The 16,276-nt window shown below is 74.1% G+C and carries 16 protein-coding genes; 12 read left to right on the top strand and 4 right to left on the bottom strand.

The window, feature by feature from the left end; all coding sequences use genetic code 11:
* Positions 1-6: 6 nt before the first annotated feature.
* Positions 7-513 (bottom strand): dual specificity protein phosphatase family protein, encoded by a 507-nt coding sequence (locus tag AB0K80_RS04915; RefSeq protein ID WP_365665898.1) that lies wholly within the window; start codon positions 511-513, stop codon positions 7-9.
* 124 nt (positions 514-637) lie between these two features.
* Between AB0K80_RS04915 and AB0K80_RS04910 the strand changes: the two genes are divergently transcribed.
* Complete coding sequence (locus tag AB0K80_RS04910) at positions 638-1,444, top strand: nuclease-related domain-containing protein (RefSeq protein WP_365665896.1); 807 nt, start codon at positions 638-640, stop codon at positions 1,442-1,444.
* An 838-nt stretch (positions 1,445-2,282) separates the two neighbouring features.
* Here the strand turns inward: AB0K80_RS04910 and ligD are convergent.
* Entirely contained in the window at positions 2,283-3,164 is an 882-nt protein-coding gene (gene ligD, locus AB0K80_RS04905) for a non-homologous end-joining DNA ligase (protein WP_365665894.1), read from the bottom strand.
* A gap of 73 nt (positions 3,165-3,237) precedes the next feature.
* Between ligD and AB0K80_RS04900 the strand changes: the two genes are divergently transcribed.
* The 3 genes from AB0K80_RS04900 (at position 3,238) to AB0K80_RS04890 (ending at position 6,399) form a co-directional block, all read left to right on the top strand.
* A complete protein-coding gene (locus AB0K80_RS04900) occupies positions 3,238-4,296 on the top strand; it encodes a Ku protein (protein WP_365665892.1) in 1,059 nt (352 codons plus the stop codon).
* Positions 4,297-4,378: 82 nt separating this feature from the next.
* Entirely contained in the window at positions 4,379-5,110 is a 732-nt protein-coding gene (locus AB0K80_RS04895) for a hypothetical protein (protein WP_365665890.1), read from the top strand.
* 431 nt (positions 5,111-5,541) lie between these two features.
* Positions 5,542-6,399: an MBL fold metallo-hydrolase gene (locus AB0K80_RS04890; protein WP_365665889.1), complete on the top strand. Its 858-nt coding sequence runs from the start codon at positions 5,542-5,544 to the stop codon at positions 6,397-6,399.
* A 30-nt stretch (positions 6,400-6,429) separates the two neighbouring features.
* Here the strand turns inward: AB0K80_RS04890 and AB0K80_RS04885 are convergent, their stop codons facing one another.
* Positions 6,430-7,143 (bottom strand): GAF domain-containing protein, encoded by a 714-nt coding sequence (locus AB0K80_RS04885; protein WP_365665887.1) that lies wholly within the window; start codon positions 7,141-7,143, stop codon positions 6,430-6,432.
* 196 nt (positions 7,144-7,339) lie between these two features.
* Between AB0K80_RS04885 and AB0K80_RS04880 the strand changes: the two genes are divergently transcribed.
* The 6 genes from AB0K80_RS04880 (at position 7,340) to AB0K80_RS04855 (ending at position 11,743) form a co-directional block, all read left to right on the top strand.
* Positions 7,340-7,513: a hypothetical protein gene (locus AB0K80_RS04880; protein WP_365665885.1), complete on the top strand. Its 174-nt coding sequence runs from the start codon at positions 7,340-7,342 to the stop codon at positions 7,511-7,513.
* 264 nt (positions 7,514-7,777) lie between these two features.
* Positions 7,778-8,236, top strand: a complete 459-nt coding sequence (locus AB0K80_RS04875) for a DUF4383 domain-containing protein (protein WP_365665884.1) — start codon at positions 7,778-7,780, stop codon at positions 8,234-8,236.
* A 7-nt stretch (positions 8,237-8,243) separates the two neighbouring features.
* Positions 8,244-8,714: a hypothetical protein gene (locus AB0K80_RS04870; protein ID WP_365665882.1), complete on the top strand. Its 471-nt coding sequence runs from the start codon at positions 8,244-8,246 to the stop codon at positions 8,712-8,714.
* On the top strand, positions 8,711-9,886 hold the full coding sequence (locus tag AB0K80_RS04865; RefSeq protein ID WP_365665880.1) for a zinc-dependent alcohol dehydrogenase: 1,176 nt from the start codon (positions 8,711-8,713) through the stop codon (positions 9,884-9,886). Before AB0K80_RS04870 ends, AB0K80_RS04865 begins: the two co-directional genes overlap by 4 nt.
* A 350-nt stretch (positions 9,887-10,236) precedes the next feature.
* Entirely contained in the window at positions 10,237-11,217 is a 981-nt protein-coding gene (locus tag AB0K80_RS04860; RefSeq protein WP_365665879.1) for a Rieske 2Fe-2S domain-containing protein, read from the top strand.
* On the top strand, positions 11,195-11,743 hold the full coding sequence (locus AB0K80_RS04855) for a DUF1360 domain-containing protein (RefSeq protein WP_365665878.1): 549 nt from the start codon (positions 11,195-11,197) through the stop codon (positions 11,741-11,743). Before AB0K80_RS04860 ends, AB0K80_RS04855 begins: the two co-directional genes overlap by 23 nt.
* A gap of 284 nt (positions 11,744-12,027) precedes the next feature.
* On the opposite strand, the gene AB0K80_RS04850 is transcribed toward AB0K80_RS04855, so the two are convergent.
* Positions 12,028-12,807 carry a phosphodiesterase gene (locus AB0K80_RS04850; RefSeq protein ID WP_365665877.1) on the bottom strand — a complete coding sequence of 260 codons (780 nt, stop codon included), beginning with the start codon at positions 12,805-12,807 and terminating at the stop codon, positions 12,028-12,030.
* A 175-nt stretch (positions 12,808-12,982) separates the two neighbouring features.
* Here AB0K80_RS04850 and AB0K80_RS04845 point away from each other — a divergent pair, with 175 nt between their 5' ends.
* Positions 12,983-14,077 carry a glutamate--cysteine ligase gene (locus tag AB0K80_RS04845; RefSeq protein WP_365665875.1) on the top strand — a complete coding sequence of 365 codons (1,095 nt, stop codon included), beginning with the start codon at positions 12,983-12,985 and terminating at the stop codon, positions 14,075-14,077.
* A 106-nt stretch (positions 14,078-14,183) separates the two neighbouring features.
* On the top strand, positions 14,184-15,905 hold the full coding sequence (locus AB0K80_RS04840; protein WP_365665873.1) for a SpoIIE family protein phosphatase: 1,722 nt from the start codon (positions 14,184-14,186) through the stop codon (positions 15,903-15,905).
* Positions 15,906-16,276: the final 371 nt, after the last annotated feature.

Genomic DNA, 16,276 nt, shown 5'->3' with positions numbered 1-16,276 from the left:
AAACGGTTACTCGGTGAGCTCCTCCAGCAGCCGGGCCGTGCTCAGACCCGCCTGCAGGTACTCGACGAACAGCGCGTTGTGCAGCGCCCAGGGCGAGCGGCGGGCCCGGATCAGCCGGATCGCCGCGTCGGCGGAGCAGCCCTGCCGCACCAGCGTGTGCGCGACGACCAGGCCCGAGCGGTTGTACCCGTGGTAGCAGCGGACGAGGACCCGGCGGCCCGCGTCCAGCGCCTCGCACGCGGCCTCCGCCAGCCGGATCACGCCCGCGAGCTGGGTGCCGTCCAGCGGCCCGTCCGGGATGGGCCACACCTGGTGCGCGACGCCCGGGTCCGGCCCGTGCCCCGGCAGCCGCAGCAGCGTCTGCACCAGGTCGAACTCGTCCCGCACCACGGCGAACTCCAGCCGCCCCGCCTCACCCCGGTACTCGTGCCCGCCCATCCACAGCCCCGGCACGATCTCGTTCCACGGGCTGTCCGGGGCCGGTACGTCGGGTCGCCCACCGCGGGTCCGCAACGGCGCCTCCCACCCTCACCCCCTGAGGGCCTGCCCGGTGGACCAGGCCCGACTCCTCCAAAGGTAACCGGGTTCTTGCCCGCGCAGCACCCCGCCTGTTCCCATGGTCATGGGGTGATGGTGCATGAGTGGACTGCGCGTCATACCGACCTGGCGGCACGGCCAGGAACGGCTCTACGTCTGCCTCCCGGACGGCCGCAACATCGCCTGGTACGACCGTGAGGCGGCCCGGGTGAGCCTGATCCGCGAGGACCGCGAGGACGAGGTCCTGACGGCCCTGCGGCCCTTCCTCACCGGCGAGGTGACCGTCGGCCCGCCCCCCGTGCCCACCCCGGCCGAACTGGCCCGCCTGACCCTGCACCCGGACGACGACCTCGCCCCCAACCGCCCCGGCGAGGCCCTGCTCGTCGCCCTCGACCGCGACCCCGGCCCCGCCCACCGCCTGTGGCCGCCCGACCCGCGCCGCCGGGCCCTGGCGGCGGAACAGACGGTCGGTGACGCGCTGGACGCGCTGGACGGCGCCGGCTGGCACACCCTGCACTCCGTTCCGCTGCCCGGCGGCGACCGCGTCCACCACCTGGTGATCGGCCCCGGCGGCCTGTTCGCCGTGCACACGCTGTACGCCCGCAGGCAGCGGGTGGCCGTCGCCGACCCGCTGGTCACCCTCGGCCGCCGCGAACCGCACCCCCTGCTGCGCCGCGTCCGCGCCGACGCCGACCGCGCGTCCTACGCCCTGACCGCAGAGGTGCGCCCCGTCCTGGTCCTGGCCGGCGCGGCCGAGGTGACGGTCACCGTCCCGCCGCGCGAGGTCCGCGTCCTGACGGACACCGACCTGCCGGGCCTGGCCCGCCTGGGCGGCGTCCTCAAGCCGGCGGACGTGGAGGCACTGCACGCGATGGCCCGGGACCGGAACACCTGGTCGCGGGTGTGAGGGACTTCGCGGCGGGGCGGGCGGGGCCGACCCGGTGCGCGGTCCCCGCCGCGGCGGTCTTACGGCACTGGCTCCCGCGGTGCGGGGCCGGCGCCGGTGGTTCCGCGCGCTTCTGTGGCGCTGGGCGCGCGGCGGGCGGTCTCAGGCAGCGGCTCCACGGGGTGTGTGCTCCAGCGCGGGGGCCGGCCCGGTGCGCGGGTTGTCTGCGGTTCCGCGTGCCCAGAGGGGCGAGCGGGTCGCCGTAGTCCTGTTCCGCGCTCCGCGGCGGTCGTACGGCACCGGCTCCGCACGGTGCGGGGCCGGCGCCGGTGGTTTCCCCGCGCTTCTGTGGCGCGGGGCGTGTGGCGGCCGGTCTCAGGCAGCGGCTCCACGGGGTGTGTGCTCCAGCGCGGGGGCCGACCCGGTGCGCGGCTTGCCGGCGGTTCCGCGTGCCCGAGGGGCTGGTGCGCCGCGGCCGGTCTCAGGCAGCGGCTTCGCCGACCCCGTAGTGCTCCGGGCGGGCCGCGCCCGTCTCACGGCAGGGGTGCCGCCCGGTCGGGGTCCAGGAGAGGGGCGAGCGGGTCGCCGTAGTCCTGTTCCGCGCTCCGCGGCGGTCGTACGGCACCGGCCCGCACGGTGCGGGGCCGGCGCCGGTGGTTCCCCGCGCTTCTGTGGCGCGGGGCGCGCGGCGGGCGGTCTCAGGCAGCGGCTCCACGGGGGTGCGTGGGCTCCAGCGCGGGGGCCGACCCGGTGCGCGGCTTGCCGGGGGTTCCGCGTGCACGAGGGGCTGGTGCGCCGCGGCCGGTGTCAGGCAGCGGCTTCGCCGACCGCGTAGTGCTCCGGGTGGGCCGCGCCCGTCTCACGGCAGGGGTGCCGCCCGGTCGGGGTCCAGGAGAGGGGCGAGCAGGTCGCCGTAGTCCTGGACTCGGGGTGCGAGGTCCGGGGCGTGGAAGGCCAGGCGGCCCGGCGAGCGGCAGTCCTCGACCTCCCCCCAGGTCACCGGCGCCGACACCGTCGGCTCCGGCCGGGCCCGCAGGGTGTAGGGCGTGGCCGTGGTCTTGCGGGCGGCGTTCTGGCTCCAGTCGACGAACACCTTGCCGGGCCGCAGGCTGCGGGTCATCCGGTGCACCACCAGGCGCGGCATGGCCTTCTCGGCCTCCACCGCCAGCCCCTTGGCGTACTCGGAGGTCTGCTCGGACGAGGCCCCGCGCACGGCGGCCAGCAGGTGCAGCCCCTTCGACCCGGACGTCTTGGCGTACGCCTCCAGCCCGTCCTCGGCCAGCCGCTCCCGCAGCCACAGCGCGACCTCGCAGCAGTGCACGATGCTCGCGGGCGCCCCGGGGTCGAGGTCGAACACGATCCGGTCGGCCTGCTCGGGCGTGTCCACCAGCCACTGGTGGGTGTGGAACTCGGTGACGAGGTTGGCCGCCCACATCAGACTCGGCAGGTCCTGCACCACCACCATCCGCGACGGCCCCTCCACCCTCGGCACCTCGGCGGTGGTGACCCACTCGGGCGTACCCGGCGGCACGTTCTTGGTGAAGAACAGCTGCCCGCCCGGCCCGTCCGGATACCGCAGGAAGGACACCGCCCGGTCGCGCAGGTGGGGCAGCAGCACCTCGGCGACAGTCGCGTAGTAGTGCAGCACCTCGCCCTTGGTGAAGCCGGTGGCGGGATACAGCACCTTGTCCAGATTGCTGAGCGCGACCCGCCGCCCCTCCACCTCTGTGATGGGAGCCATACGATGAGAATCTCACGCAAACCACGCAAACTATGGCAACCCTGACAAAAGGGGCAGCGAGACGACCGGAAGGGTGCTGCACGTGCGATCCATCTGGAACGGCGCCATCTCGTTCGGCCTGGTCAGCATCCCGATCAAGCTGGTGAACGCCACCGAGAGCCACTCGATCTCCTTCCGCCAGATCCACACGGAGGACGGCGGCCGCATCCGCTACCGCAAGGTCTGCGAACTGGAGGACCGCGAGGTCACCAGCGCGGAGATCGGCAAGGGGTACGAGGACGCGGACGGCTCGATCATCCCGATCACGGACGAGGACCTGTCCCACCTGCCGATCCCCACGGCCAGGACGATCGAGATCGTGGCCTTCGTCCCGGCGGACCGGATCGACCCGCTGCAGATGGACGCGGCGTACTACCTGGCGGCCAGCGGCGCCCCGGCGGCCAAGCCGTACACCCTGCTGCGGGAGGCGCTCAAGCGCAGCCACAAGGTGGCCATCGCCAAGTTCGCCCTGCGCGGCCGGGAACGCCTGGGCATGCTCCGCGTGGTCGGTGACGCGATCGCCATGCACGCCCTGCTGTGGCCCGACGAGGTCCGCGCCCCGGAGGGCGTCGCCCCCGACGCCGACGTCACGGTCCGCGACAAGGAACTGGACCTGGCGGACGCCCTGATGGACACCCTCGGCGAGGTCGACCTGGAGGACCTCCACGACGAGTACCGCGAGGCCCTGGAGGAGGTCATCGCCGCGAAGGCCGCCGGCGAGGCACCCCCGGAGGCCCCCGAGCCGGCCCGTGGCGGCAAGGTCCTGGACCTGATGGCGGCCCTGGAGAAGAGCGTACGGGCGGCCAGGGAGTCGCGGGGCGAGGCGCCCGCCGAGGCGCCCGCCGAGGAGCCGGCCGAGGTCAAGCCGCTTCCGCCGCGCGAGACGGCCCGGGCGGCGCCGAAGCAGGCCGGGGGCAAGAAGTCGACCGCCAAGAAGACGGCGGCCAAGAAGACCGCGGCCTCGCCCTCGGCGCGGAAGTCGACGGCGAAGTCGGGGGAGGGCACCAAGAAGACCGCGTCCAAGAGCACCGCGAAGACCGCGGCGAAGAAGACCACGGCGAAGAAGACGGCGTCCCGCAAGCGCAGCGCCTGAGCACCCCGGGCCCCGCGCGGAAAACCAGGCGCGCCCCGGCGCTCTCGCACGCTACCGTCCCGGTGTTCGAAGGGGGGACGCAGTGGCGAAGCTCAACCAGATCATCGCTGTCGAAAAGGGCGTCAAGAGCAAGTCGATCCAGGACATCACCGCGGCCGGCACCAGGGTGCAGAAGCCGGCCCTGCTGTCCGGGATCTCGCGCACGTACCAGCCGAAGGACGAGGAGGGCGAGCAGCTGCCGCCCGAGTCCACCCGCGTGCAGGTCAAGGCCGAGGACGTGCTGCGCGAGACGGCGGCGTCGCTGACCCGTCTGTTCGACGTGACCGCCACCAAGGACTGGGCCAACTGCACGGCCCGCGCGGACGTGACCGTGGACGGCCGGACCCTCCTCGCCGAGGTCCCGGTCAGCTACCTGCTGTTCCTGGAGAAGCAGCTCACCGAGCTGCACACCTTCGTGAAGAAGCTGCCGGTGCTCGACGCCGCCGAGTCCTGGACCCTCGACCCGTCGACCGACTGGTGGAAGACGGACCCGGTCCGCACGATCCGTACCAAGAAGGTCCCGCGCAACCACGTCAAGGCGGAGGCGACCGACAAGCACCCGGCCCAGGTCGAGGTGTACTACGAGGACGTGCCCATCGGGTACTGGACGACCGTGAGGTTCTCCGGCGCGCTGCCCGCCCGGCGGGTGAACGAGCTCGTGGAGCGGGTCGAGAAACTCCAGCAGGCGGTGAAGTTCGCCCGCGAGGAGGCCAACGGCACCGAGGTCACCGACCAGCGCGTCGGCGACGCCGTGTTCGGCTACCTGTTCGGCTGACGCCGGGCACGGGTGGCATCCCCGATCGCCCCCGCGTGCGAGCGCGGGGGTGCGCGAGGGGCGCGGACCGGGACGAGGACCGGCCCGCGCGCGGAGCGCAAGCTGAAACTGAAGGTCAGCCTGATGAAGCGGTACGAAACGGCCGCGCTCAATCTCAGACTCTCGCTCCAGCTTCAGCATCGCCGCCCTCGCCGGCCCGACCGAGGACGGACGGGCGCCGCCGGATGCGAGTTCGACTCTCGCCTGCACCTCTCACCTGGTGCGGTAGCTCAAAGGAAGAGCGCGACGGCCTGACGACTGATCCGTCCTCTTAAACGCCGCCGGCGTGCGCAAGTGGGTGGCATCCCCAGGGGCCCGGGAGCTGGATACGACTCCCGGGCCCCGCCGATGGCTGCCCCGGATCCGGGTACTCAAGGATCCGAGGAGGCGCCATGTCGCGGACCACCGACCACCTCGCCGACGACGCGCTGGACGTCCGTTTCATCGGCAACGCGACCGTCCTGCTGTCCTACGGGCCGCTCACCCTGCTCACCGACCCCAACTTCCTGCACCGCGGGCAGTACGCCTACCTCGGGTACGGGCTGCTGAGCCGGCGCCTGACCGAACCCGCGCTGGACGTGATCGAGTTGCCCCGCCTCGACGCGGTGGTGCTGTCGCATCTGCACGGGGACCACTGGGACCGCAGGACCCGCCGGCACCTGGACCGGGCGGTGCCGGTCCTGACCACTCCGCACGCGGCCCGCCGGCTCAGAGTGGTGCACCGCTTCCCCCGCACCGCCGGACTGCGCACCTGGCACGGGCTCACGCTCCGGCGCGGCGGGGCGCAGGTCACGGTCACGGCCCTGCCCGGCCGGCACGCCGGACACCCGGTGCTGCGCGGACTGCTGCCGCCGGTGATGGGCGGCATGCTGGAGTTCGGCCCCGTTGCGGGGCCGGTACGGCTGCGGCTGTACCTGTCGGGCGACACGCTGGTGTACGACGGCCTCGACGAGATCACCCGGCGCTTCCCGGCGGCCGATCTGGCCGTCCTGCACCTGGGTGGCACCCGGCTCCCCGGAGGGTTCGTGGTCACCATGGACGGCAAGCAGGGCGCGGAACTGGCCCGGCGTCTCCAGCCCCGGCTGGTGCTGCCGGTGCACTACGGCGACTACACCGTCATGCGGTCGCCGCTGTCGGCGTTCCTCGCCGAGGCCGACCGGATCGGGCTCGGCGAGCGGGTGGTGCACTGCGCCCTCGGCCGGCGGGCGCGGCTGACCGGCGAGCCCGGGGCGGTCCCGGTCGTCTCCTGAGCGCCGCGCCCGACCCGGGCGCGGCGAGTCCTACGGCAGGGCCGGCGGGTCGCGCAGGACGTCCGCGGTGATGTCCGCCAGCGACCGGCCGGTGCGGAACGCCTCGGCGCGCATCACGGCCAGCGCGTCCTGTGGGACCAGTCCCCGGCGGGCCACCAGGGCCCCGACGGCACGGGCGGTGTCGAACCAGTGGGCCCGCACGACCTCCTCCGGCTCCCACGCCGGTGGCTCCGCCCCGGTCAGCAGCATCGCCCGGGCCGGCAGCAGGGCCGCCGCCACCGCGTCGGCCACCTGGGACGCCTGTTCCAGAGCCTCCTCGCTCAGCGCGTGGGAGCGCCACGCCAGCAGGTCGATCGTGCCGAGGACGTAGTCGCCGAAGTAGACGGGAAGCGCGTACACCGACCCGGCCTGCGGCAGTCGCTCGCGCAGGGTCGCCCCGAACAGGGGCCAGGGCGTCAGCGCTCCGCGCAGGTCGTCCACCGCCACCGGTTCCCCGGTGTGCGCGGCGGTGATGCAGGGCCCCTCCAGCACCGTGAACTGGATCTCCTCCAGCAGCAGCGCGGCGTCGTTCGACGCGGCCAGCAGCTGCCGGGACGGGGTGTCGGTGAGCAGCGCCAGGGTGGCGCCGTCCATGCCCAGCCCCTCGCACACCGCCTCGCACACCCGCCGCGGCACCTCCTCGAGGGGTGCGTGCTCCGCGGCCTCCGCGACCAGCCGCGCCGCCTTCGTGACGTCGGTGGTCATCCGGGCCTCCGCCGCCCGGGGACGGGCCGGTGCGGTGACCGGGCCGCAGGCGGGTGCGCCGGGGGGTGGTGCACCGAGGGGTGGCGCGTCGTGGGCTGATGTGGGGCCATGCCGGCGGAGTACCCGGCCCGGGCACCGGTAGGCAGCCTGGGCGGCGGGTACTCGGCGACGGTTCCCTCGTGTTGAGGAGCCCGACATGTCTGACCAGAACGACCAGGACATGAGCCACCCGCTGGAACAGACCACCGGTGAGCGCGACGTCCCCCCGGAGGAGGACAGCGGCAGGCCGGAGAACCAGGAGACAGCGCACGGCGGCGACGCACCTGAGGCCGGCACTCCCGCGTCCGAGGAGGCGGGGGAGGCTCCCTGAGGCCGTGCGGCGGGCCGGTAGCGCCACAGAGGTGGTGCGTACCGGCCCGTCCGTCCCCGGCTGGGCGGTGACGCCGCCTCGACCAGCAGTCTGGGCGCCATGCCCGTCCGGCAAACCTGATGTGTTCACCTGTGTACGTTTCGTCCGGTTCCTTGCATTCCCATTCAGAACGGACACCCGCCACCGGACAAAGGCCACGCAAGTGGGGTACTCGCCGCGCACCGGGCGCTCACCACGAGTGCCCCGAGCGGGAAGGCCACCGCCATGACCACACGTACGCACGCGACAAGAGGCGCCCGCACCCCGGTCCAGCAGGCCGCGTTGCTGGTCGGAGCGGTGTTTCTGCTGGTGGGGATCCTGGGGTTCATCCCGGGGATCACCACGGACTACGACACCATGGAGTTCGCCACCCACGACTCCGGGGCCCAGCTGCTGGGGATCTTCCAGGTCTCCATCCTGCACAACCTCGTCCACCTGCTCTTCGGCATCGCGGGCCTGAGCATGTCCCGCACCGCCTCCGGCGCCCGTACGTTCCTGCTGGCCGGCGGCGCGATCTACCTCGTGCTGTGGCTGTACGGCCTGATCGTCGGCCACGACAGCGACGCCAACTTCGTCCCCCTCGACACGGCCGACGACTGGCTGCACTTCGTGCTCGGCATCGCCATGATCGCCCTCGGCACGCTGCTGACCCGCCGTCCGGCCACCGCCTCCCGGAGGATGTGACTGCCTGATGGCCTACGGAAAGACGCTGTGGGTGGCCGCCGCGGGCGTCGCCGCCGGTGCGCTGCTCGCCGGGCGGCGCGCTCTGGCCCGCCCGGCCGCCCCGGCCGCCGCCGAGAGGTGGCTGACCGTGACGGTCAACGTGCAGCCCGGGGAGATCGAGCCCGGCAAGCTGCCGGCGCCCCTGGCGGAGTACGGCGACCGCATCGAGACGCGGATCCGCCCCGCGCCCGGCGACCGGGGCACCGAACTCGCCGTCCGGCTGACACCACCGCCGCCGCAGGCCGCCCACTCCCTGCCGGCGCGGCTCGCCGGTGCCGACCCCCGGCAGGACCTGCGCCGTGCCCTGCGCGACGCCAAGGCACTGCTGGAGGCCGGAGAGGTACTCGAACCCGACACACCGCCCACCACCCACGACACCCCGGGCGGCAGGCTCATCGGGCTGCTCAGCCGCCGCGCCGGCGAGGAGGGAGTGCTGTGAAGGCCCTGTGCTGGGAAGGCGTCAACGACCTCGCCGTCGAGGAGGTGCCCGACCCTGTCCTGCGCAACGACCAGGACATCATCGTCCGCCTCGTCGCCGGCACCACCTGCGGCTCCGACCTGCATCTGATCGGCGGCTACATCCCCTTCATGCGGTCCGGGGACGTCATCGGCCACGAGTTCCTCGGCGAGGTCGTCGAGACGGGCCCGGCGGTGCGCCGGCACCGGGTGGGCGACCGGGTGGTGGTCTGCTCGTTCGTCGGCTGCGGCCGCTGCTGGTACTGCACCCACGACCTGTGGTCCCTGTGCGACAACACCAACACCAACCCCGGCATCGGGCAGGCCCTGTTCGGCGCCGACACCGGCGGGATCTTCGGCTACTCGCACGCGATGGGCGGACTGCGCGGCAGCCACGCCGAGTACGTGCGCGTGCCCTTCGCCGACCACGGCGCCTTCCGCGTCCCCGAGGGCGTCGACGACACCAGCGCCCTGTTCGTGTCCGACTCGGTGCCGACCGGCTGGATGGGCGCCGACCTGGCCGGGGTCAAGCCCGGGGACGTGGTCACCGTGTGGGGCTGCGGTGCGGTCGGGCAGATGGCGGCCCGGGCCGCGATCCTGCTGGGCGCCGAGCGCGTCATCTCCATCGACCGCATCCCGGAACGGCTCGAGATGACCGAGCGGTACATCGGCAGCGAGGTCATCGACTACACGGCCACCGACGTCGGCGCGGAACTGCGCGAACGCACCGGCGGCCGGGGTCCCGACGTGTGCATCGAGGCCGTCGGCATGGAGGCGCACAGCGACAGCCCCGTCCACCTGTACGACCAGGTCAAACAGCAGCTGCGGCTCCAGACGGACCGCCCCACCGCCGTACGCCAGGCCATCCACGCCTGCCGCAAGGGCGGCACGGTGTTCATCCTCGGGGTCTTCGCCGGGGCCGTCGACAAGTTCCCCCTCGGCGCGGTCATCAACAAGGGCCTGACCGTACGGGGCGCCCAGCAGCACGGCCAGCGCTACATCCCGATGCTGCTGGACCGCCTGGCGGCCGGAGATCTGAGCACCGCCCACCTGGCCACCCACACCGTGCCGCTGGAGGAGGCGCCGCGGGCGTACGAGATGTTCAAGGAGAAGACGGACGGCTGCGTCCGCGCGGTCATCCGGCCGGGCGGCTGACACCGGAAGATCGGCGGGACGGCTGGTTCCGGTTCGTCCGGCAGGCGGTTTGTTGCGGTCCGTCCAGCCGGGTGGCTTGTTGCGGTCCGTCCGGCTGGGTGGCTGACGCCTGAAGCCCGGCCGGACGGCTGGTTCCGGTTCGTCCGGCGGGTGGCTTGTTGCGGGTCGCCCGGCCGGGCGGGTGGTTCCGGTCCGTCCGGCCGGGTGGCTCGTTGCGGTTCGTCCGGCGGGCGGCTGATTCCGGTCCGTCCGGCGGGTGGCTTGTTGCGGGTTCGTCCGGTCGGGTGATTGCCCCCCGGTCCGGCGGGCCGTGCCGTTTGCCGTCCGGCCAGGTGGGGACCCGGCTGCCCATGAAACGCACAACCCCTCGCCGCCGGGCGCGGCAGAACCGGGTTCTGGAGCTGCTGGACCGCCTGGAGCGGGAATCCCGCCTCGACCCGGTGATCGACGCGGTGCGCAAGGGCGTACGCGCCCTGCCGCTGGGGCGCGGCCGGGACCTGCTGCACGGCAGGTGGCTGGGGCACCCGGTGCACCCGTTGATGGTGCAGGTGCCCATCGGGAGCTGGCTGTCGGCCGCCGTGCTGGACCTGCGGCCCGGGCGTTCCCGGGAGGCTGGCCTGCTGGTCGGCGTCGGGCTGGCCGCCGCCGGTCCCTCGGCGCTGGCGGGCTGGACCGACTGGGCGGAGCTGCACCGCCAGCAGCAGCGGGTCGGACTCGTGCACGCCCTGAGCAACGTGACCGCCGTCGGCCTGTACGCAGCCTCGCTCGCCTGCCGCCTCAAGGGACGGGAGCGGGCGGGCCGGGCCTACGGCTTCGCAGGCCTGACGGCGGTCGGCCTCGGCGGCATGCTGGGCGGCCACCTCGCCTACCGGCAGGCTTCCGGCGCCAACCACGCCGAAGAGGTCCCGCACGTGATCACGGAGGGCTGGCACCGGGTCGGCGGCGTGGCCGAGTTCCCGGCCGGCCGTCCGGTGCGCCGCACCGTGGACGACGTACCGGTCCTCGTCGTCCGGGAGACCGGCGGGCAGATCCACGCGCTGGCCGAACGGTGCAGCCACCTGGCCGGACCGCTCTCCGAGGGCACCGTCGCCGACGGCTGCGTCCAGTGCCCCTGGCACGGCAGCGTCTTCCGCCTCTCGGACGGCTGGAACGTACGCGGCCCCGCCACCGCGCCCCAGCCCGCCTTCGACACCCGGATCACCGACGGCCATGTCGAGATCCGCCTGCGCCGGTACGACCACGACGGGCACCCGGCGGACGGCCAGGACGCCGACCGGCAGACCACCGGCACGGGAGCGGGTGCGCCGCATGGGCACAGCACCAGCACCTGACAGCCGCCGCGCAGGGCGTCTGCACGGGTTCCTCCAGCGCACCGGACGCGGCTACTCGGCCGGGCACGACCGGCCGCTCGGCGGCTACCTCGCGGCCCTGGCGGGCTTCGCCACGTACACCACGGCGTGGGCCACGGCCGTACGGCTGCGCGGCCGCCCGCTGCCGGAGCGGCCCGAGCCGTGGGACGTGGCGCTGACGGCGGTCGCCACGTTCCGGCTCAGCCGCCTGCTCAGCAAGGCCTCCGTGACCAGCCCGCTGCGGGCCCCCTTCACGCGGTACGTCGGCCCGCAGGGCCCGGCCGAACTGCACGAGGAGGCCCAGCCCGACAGCGCCAGGCACACCGTCGGCGAACTGGCGACCTGCCCGTTCTGCATGAGCGTCTGGGTGGCCTCCACACTGACCGCGGGCCAGCTGCTGTGGCCCCGCGCGACCCGCACCGCCATGGGCGCGCTGACCGCCCTGGCCGGGGCGGACACGCTGCAGTTGGCGTACGGCGCGCTGGTAGGAAAAACGACCGGCGAGTGAGGGTCGGGGTTCCTGCCCTGGGGTGAGAGACAGCCGGACCCTGGTGGCGAGGTGCTGCCGGGCCTGCTCGTGATGCGCCGCTGGGCAGGTGCAGTCGGCCGGCCTGCGGGCGAGGTGCTGCCGGGCCTGCTCGTGATGCGCGCCGCCGGGGCACCTGCGGGGGCAGGGGCAGTCGGCCGACCTGTCCGCGAGGCGCTGCCGTGACCTTCCGGCGAGACGCTGCCGCGTGGCCTGCCGTCGGGCGCCGCTGACCTCCCGGTGAGGCGCTGCCGCGTGGCCTGCCGTCAGGCGCTGCCCCGGGACCTCCCCGTCAGGGCGCCCGGTCGCTCCTCCTTGCGGCCCGCCCGTGAGCCGCGGTAGGCGGCGCGGCGCAGCGCGGCCAGCGCGCTGCCCGGACCGAAGCCGGGCAGCCGGTGGCCGTAGATGTCGAAGTCGAGGCTCTCCTCCCGCCCCACGGGCAGCACGGCCCACACCGAGAGCACGGCGAACCGGCGCCAGGACCGGTCGGCCCTCTCGGCGCACAGGTCGAACACCAGCGGCCCGGCCCCGAGGGCGCCCGCCAGGCTCTCCGGGTCGCCGAGCACCGCACCCTGCCCAGCCCGGCGACCCTGCCCAGCCCGGCGCGGAAAGGCGGCCAGGACCCCTTTGTGGCCGGCCACCCGGTAGGGAAGCAGGCTCGAGTACGGGCCACCCGTCGCATGGACACGGGGAAGCGGCAGATGCCGGGTGACCCGGCCCCGGCCGCTGCTGGTCAGGAGCAGGTCGAGGGCGCCGTCCGGGCCGTCGGCGTGCGCCACCCGCACCGCCAGGCCCAGCCCGTCGGGCAGCCGCCGGGGCAGCCCGGCCGCGCGGGACAGACGGACCACGGCGTCGTACCGTCCTGGTGTGTCCAGCCAGGCGACCCCCCACGGGCCGCCCCCGTCGGCCACGACCTCCAGCTCGGCCCTGCACGTCAGCCCCCGGGGATGCAGCGCCGGCGCCCTGCGGAGCCGGGCCAGCAGCCGGAAGCCGGCCTCGACGGCGGGGTGCCGGGCCGTCGGCTGTCTGCGCGCTGTGAACGTCATGGGCGTCTCCCTTTCGGACAACGCCCGGGTACCCCCCGGCCGGATGCCGCCACTCGGCTCCCCGATACCGCTCGGCTGTGTCATGGTTTGTCCATAAGTGGCTGCGGCACTCGGGGGACCGCGAGCGTGCCCCCTTTCCGAGGTGACGTCCGTCGGGCGGAACAAAGGGCGGTCGATGACGACGATCGGCGTGGAAGAGGAGTACCTGCTGCTCGACCAGGTCACGGGCCTGCCCGTGCCGCACGCGCCCAAGGTGCGGGCGGCGGCGGGCCTGGGACGTCTGGTGGCCGACCAGGAGGTGCAGTACGAGCTGCTCCAGGCACAGGTCGAGGTGGCCACCCCGGTGTGCGCCACGCTGGAGGAGGTCGGGGGACATCTGCTGCGGCTGCGGCACGCCGTCGGCGTGGCCGCGGAGGAGTTCGGGTGCCGGATCGCGGCCTGCGGGACACCGCCGCTGCGGCACGGCCGTCCGGTGGCCGTCACCGACCAGGCCCGGTACCGGGCCATGGTGGCGCAGGCCCCGCAGCTGGTCGCGGAACAGCTGGTCAACGGCATGCACGTACATGTCGCCGTACCCAGCCGCGAGGCGGGCGTACAGGTCCTGAACCGCATCCGGGCCTGGCTGCCCACACTGACCGCGATGGCGGCGAACTCCCCGCTGTGGGACGGCCACGACACCGGCTTCGCGAGCTGGCGCACGGTCATCTTCAGCCGCTGGCCGGTCAGCGGCATGCCCCCGTCCTTCCAGGACGTCGCCGACTACGACCGGCGGGTGCGGCGCCTGCTGGACGCCGGGATGATCGCCGACACCGGCCAGCTGTACTGGCAGGCCCGCCTGTCGCCGCGCTACCCCACCGTCGAGGTGCGGTGCCCGGACGTCCAGCTCGGCGCGGACGAGGCCGTCATGCTCGCCGGGATCATCCGGGCCCTGGTGGACACCGCCCTCGCAGAGACGACCGCCGGGGCGCCCGCGATCGAGTGCGCCCCCGAACTGCTCCAGGCCGCCATGTGGCACGCCGCCCGCCACGGCCTCGGCGACACCCTCGTCGACCCCGGCGGCACCTCGCAGCGCGCCGGCGACGTGCTGTACGAGCTCCTGCGGTACGTCGCTCCCGCCCTGGACGCCTCCGGCGACACCCGGCAGGTGACGGCCCTGGTCCACCGGCTCCTGCAGAACGGCACCGGCGCCGACCGGCAGCGGGCGGCCCTCGCCGAAGGCGGCCTGCGGGCGGTCACCGACCTGGTCGGCGTGCAGAGCACCGCACCGTGACGACGTGGACTTCCCCGACACGGGGGTATGCGGGAACAACAGCCCGCGGGGCACACGGGGGGACAGGTCGGCAGCGAGCGGGGCAGGACCCCAAGGAGGTCGCAAGATGGCGGGGCCTGAGCATACGGAGACCGTCCCGACGCGACCCGGGCCCACGACCTCCGCCGAGCTGGCCGCGGCGCTGGACGCGATCGGCGCGGGGGCGTACATCGTGGACGAGCAGGGCCGCATCGTCGCCGTCAACGCCCGGGCCGCACAGCTGCTGGCCCGGTCCGCCGAGGACCTCCTCGGCCACGACGCCCACGACCTGCTGCACCGCGGACCCACCGGCCAGCCGCTGCCGAGGACGCGCTGCGCCATGCGGCAGGCGTTCCACGCCGGGCAGCCCGCCCAGGTCGCGGAGGACTACTTCGGCCGCGCGGACGGCTCCGTGCTGCGCATCTCCTGGCTGATCACCCCGTACGACCTCGGCGGCGGCCACACCGGCACACTCGTGGTCTTCCATCCCGCCGACCACGCGCGAAGAACCGGCTCCGGCCCGGAACCGGCCGCCAAGCCGCTGCCGGAGCTGGAACGGCTCGCCCTGCTGGCCGAGACCACCGCGCAGCTGACCTCCACCCTGGACGTCGACGAGGCACTGAACCGCCTGGTGGCCCTGGTCGTGCCCCGGCTGGCGGACTGGGTGGTCGTCGACCTGCTCTCCGAGCGCGACGAGGTGTGGCGCAGTGTCGTGGTGCACGCCGAGGGCGACACCCTGACCCACCACGACGACCTCCAGGGCCCGATGCCGCCGGTCCCCGAGCACTCCACGATGCCGCTGTCCAAGGCCCTGCGCGGGGTCGCCTCCACGCTGGCCGGGCCGCAGACCTACCAGGGGACACCCGACTCCGGCATCGCCGTGGAACAGCGCCGCCTGTTCGACGCCACCGGCATGCACTCCGCCGCCATCGCCCCCATCCGCAGCACCCGCGAGGTCCTGGGCGCCCTGACCCTGGGCCGCGCCGAGAACCCGGTGGCCTTCACCCCCGCCGACCTGCCCCTGATCGAGGACATCGCGCGCCGCGCCGGCCTGGCCCTGGACAACGCCCGCCTCTACCAGCGGCAGCGCAAGGTCGCCGAGACCATGCAGAACCATCTGCTGCCCCAGATGCCCGGCGTGCCGGGCCTGCGGATGACCGTCCGCTACCTGCCCGCGCCCCACGCCTCCCAGGTCGGCGGCGACTGGTACGACGCCTTCCCGCTGTCCGACGGCTCCACCGCCCTGGCCATCGGGGACGTCGTCGGCCACGACCTGGAGGCCGCGGCCGGCATGGCGCAGGTACGCAACATGCTGCGCGCCTACGCCTGGGCCCAGGAGGAACCGCCCAGCCGGATCGTCGAACGGCTCGACCAGGCGATCCAGCACATCACCGACGTCACCATGGCCACCATGATCTTCGCCCGGATCGAGCCGGCCGGCGACGGTCACTCACGGCTGTCCTGGACCAACGCGGGCCACCCCCCGCCGTTGCTGATCAGCCACGACGGCGTGGCCGACTACCTCACCGACGGCCACGGCATCCTGCTGGGCACCGGCGTCGGCACGCCCCGCCCCGACGCCACCGCCATCCTCCCGCCCGGCTCCACCCTCGTGCTGTACACCGACGGCCTCATCGAGCAGCCCGGCCAGAGCCTCGACACGGGCCTGGACCGCCTGCGCCGCCACGCCGCGGCCCTGGTCCACCGTCCCCTCGCGGCCTTCACGGACCAGCTCCTGCGCCGTGTCCGCCCGCCCGGCAACGACGACGACGTCGCCGTCCTGGCCCTGCGCACCCCGGCCGGCGACTGACGCGCCCCGGGCCTGGGCCCCCGTCACCAGCAGGCGTGATGCCGGTCGGGCGCGGTCGGTTCCATGAGATCTCTCACCCGTGAAATCGCCGCCGGATCCGTGCTGCGCAGGCCGCGGGTTTGTTAGATTGCGCAACTACGCAACCGAGTGAGGCCGGGCCTCGCCCGCTGGACACCGCCGTGCACGCCCGGCCGTATCCCCGACGGCCCGGTCTGATGGGCCCGACCGTTGGTGGGAGTGGAGATGAGCGACCCGTGGGACAGCCCGGGCAGCCAGGCCACGCGCAGCCGCACGGCCCAGGCGCCCGACCGGCGTACGGCCGACGCCCACCGGGCGCGCCCGCCGGGTGACCGTGCCGCCTCCCGTGCCGC

The organism is Streptomyces sp. NPDC052682 (assembly GCF_040678435.1).
Classification (GTDB): Bacteria; Actinomycetota; Actinomycetes; order Streptomycetales; family Streptomycetaceae; genus Streptomyces.
The sequence above is the reverse complement of the archived record's forward strand: the minus strand, read 5'-3'. Positions and strand labels throughout refer to the sequence as shown.

Coding starts and splice junctions, on each gene's coding strand:
- ligD (WP_365665894.1), bottom strand. CDS start 3,164: ATGGCTCCCATCACAGAGGTGGAGGGGCGGCGGGTCGCGCTCAGCAAT.
- AB0K80_RS04850 (WP_365665877.1), bottom strand. CDS start 12,807: ATGACGTTCACAGCGCGCAGACAGCCGACGGCCCGGCACCCCGCCGTC.
- AB0K80_RS04910 (WP_365665896.1), top strand. CDS start 638: ATGAGTGGACTGCGCGTCATACCGACCTGGCGGCACGGCCAGGAACGG.
- AB0K80_RS04885 (WP_365665887.1), bottom strand. CDS start 7,143: ATGACCACCGACGTCACGAAGGCGGCGCGGCTGGTCGCGGAGGCCGCG.
- AB0K80_RS04860 (WP_365665879.1), top strand. CDS start 10,237: ATGAAACGCACAACCCCTCGCCGCCGGGCGCGGCAGAACCGGGTTCTG.
- AB0K80_RS04890 (WP_365665889.1), top strand. CDS start 5,542: ATGTCGCGGACCACCGACCACCTCGCCGACGACGCGCTGGACGTCCGT.
- AB0K80_RS04880 (WP_365665885.1), top strand. CDS start 7,340: ATGTCTGACCAGAACGACCAGGACATGAGCCACCCGCTGGAACAGACC.
- AB0K80_RS04845 (WP_365665875.1), top strand. CDS start 12,983: ATGACGACGATCGGCGTGGAAGAGGAGTACCTGCTGCTCGACCAGGTC.
- AB0K80_RS04855 (WP_365665878.1), top strand. CDS start 11,195: ATGGGCACAGCACCAGCACCTGACAGCCGCCGCGCAGGGCGTCTGCAC.
- AB0K80_RS04870 (WP_365665882.1), top strand. CDS start 8,244: ATGGCCTACGGAAAGACGCTGTGGGTGGCCGCCGCGGGCGTCGCCGCC.
- AB0K80_RS04840 (WP_365665873.1), top strand. CDS start 14,184: ATGGCGGGGCCTGAGCATACGGAGACCGTCCCGACGCGACCCGGGCCC.
- AB0K80_RS04875 (WP_365665884.1), top strand. CDS start 7,778: ATGACCACACGTACGCACGCGACAAGAGGCGCCCGCACCCCGGTCCAG.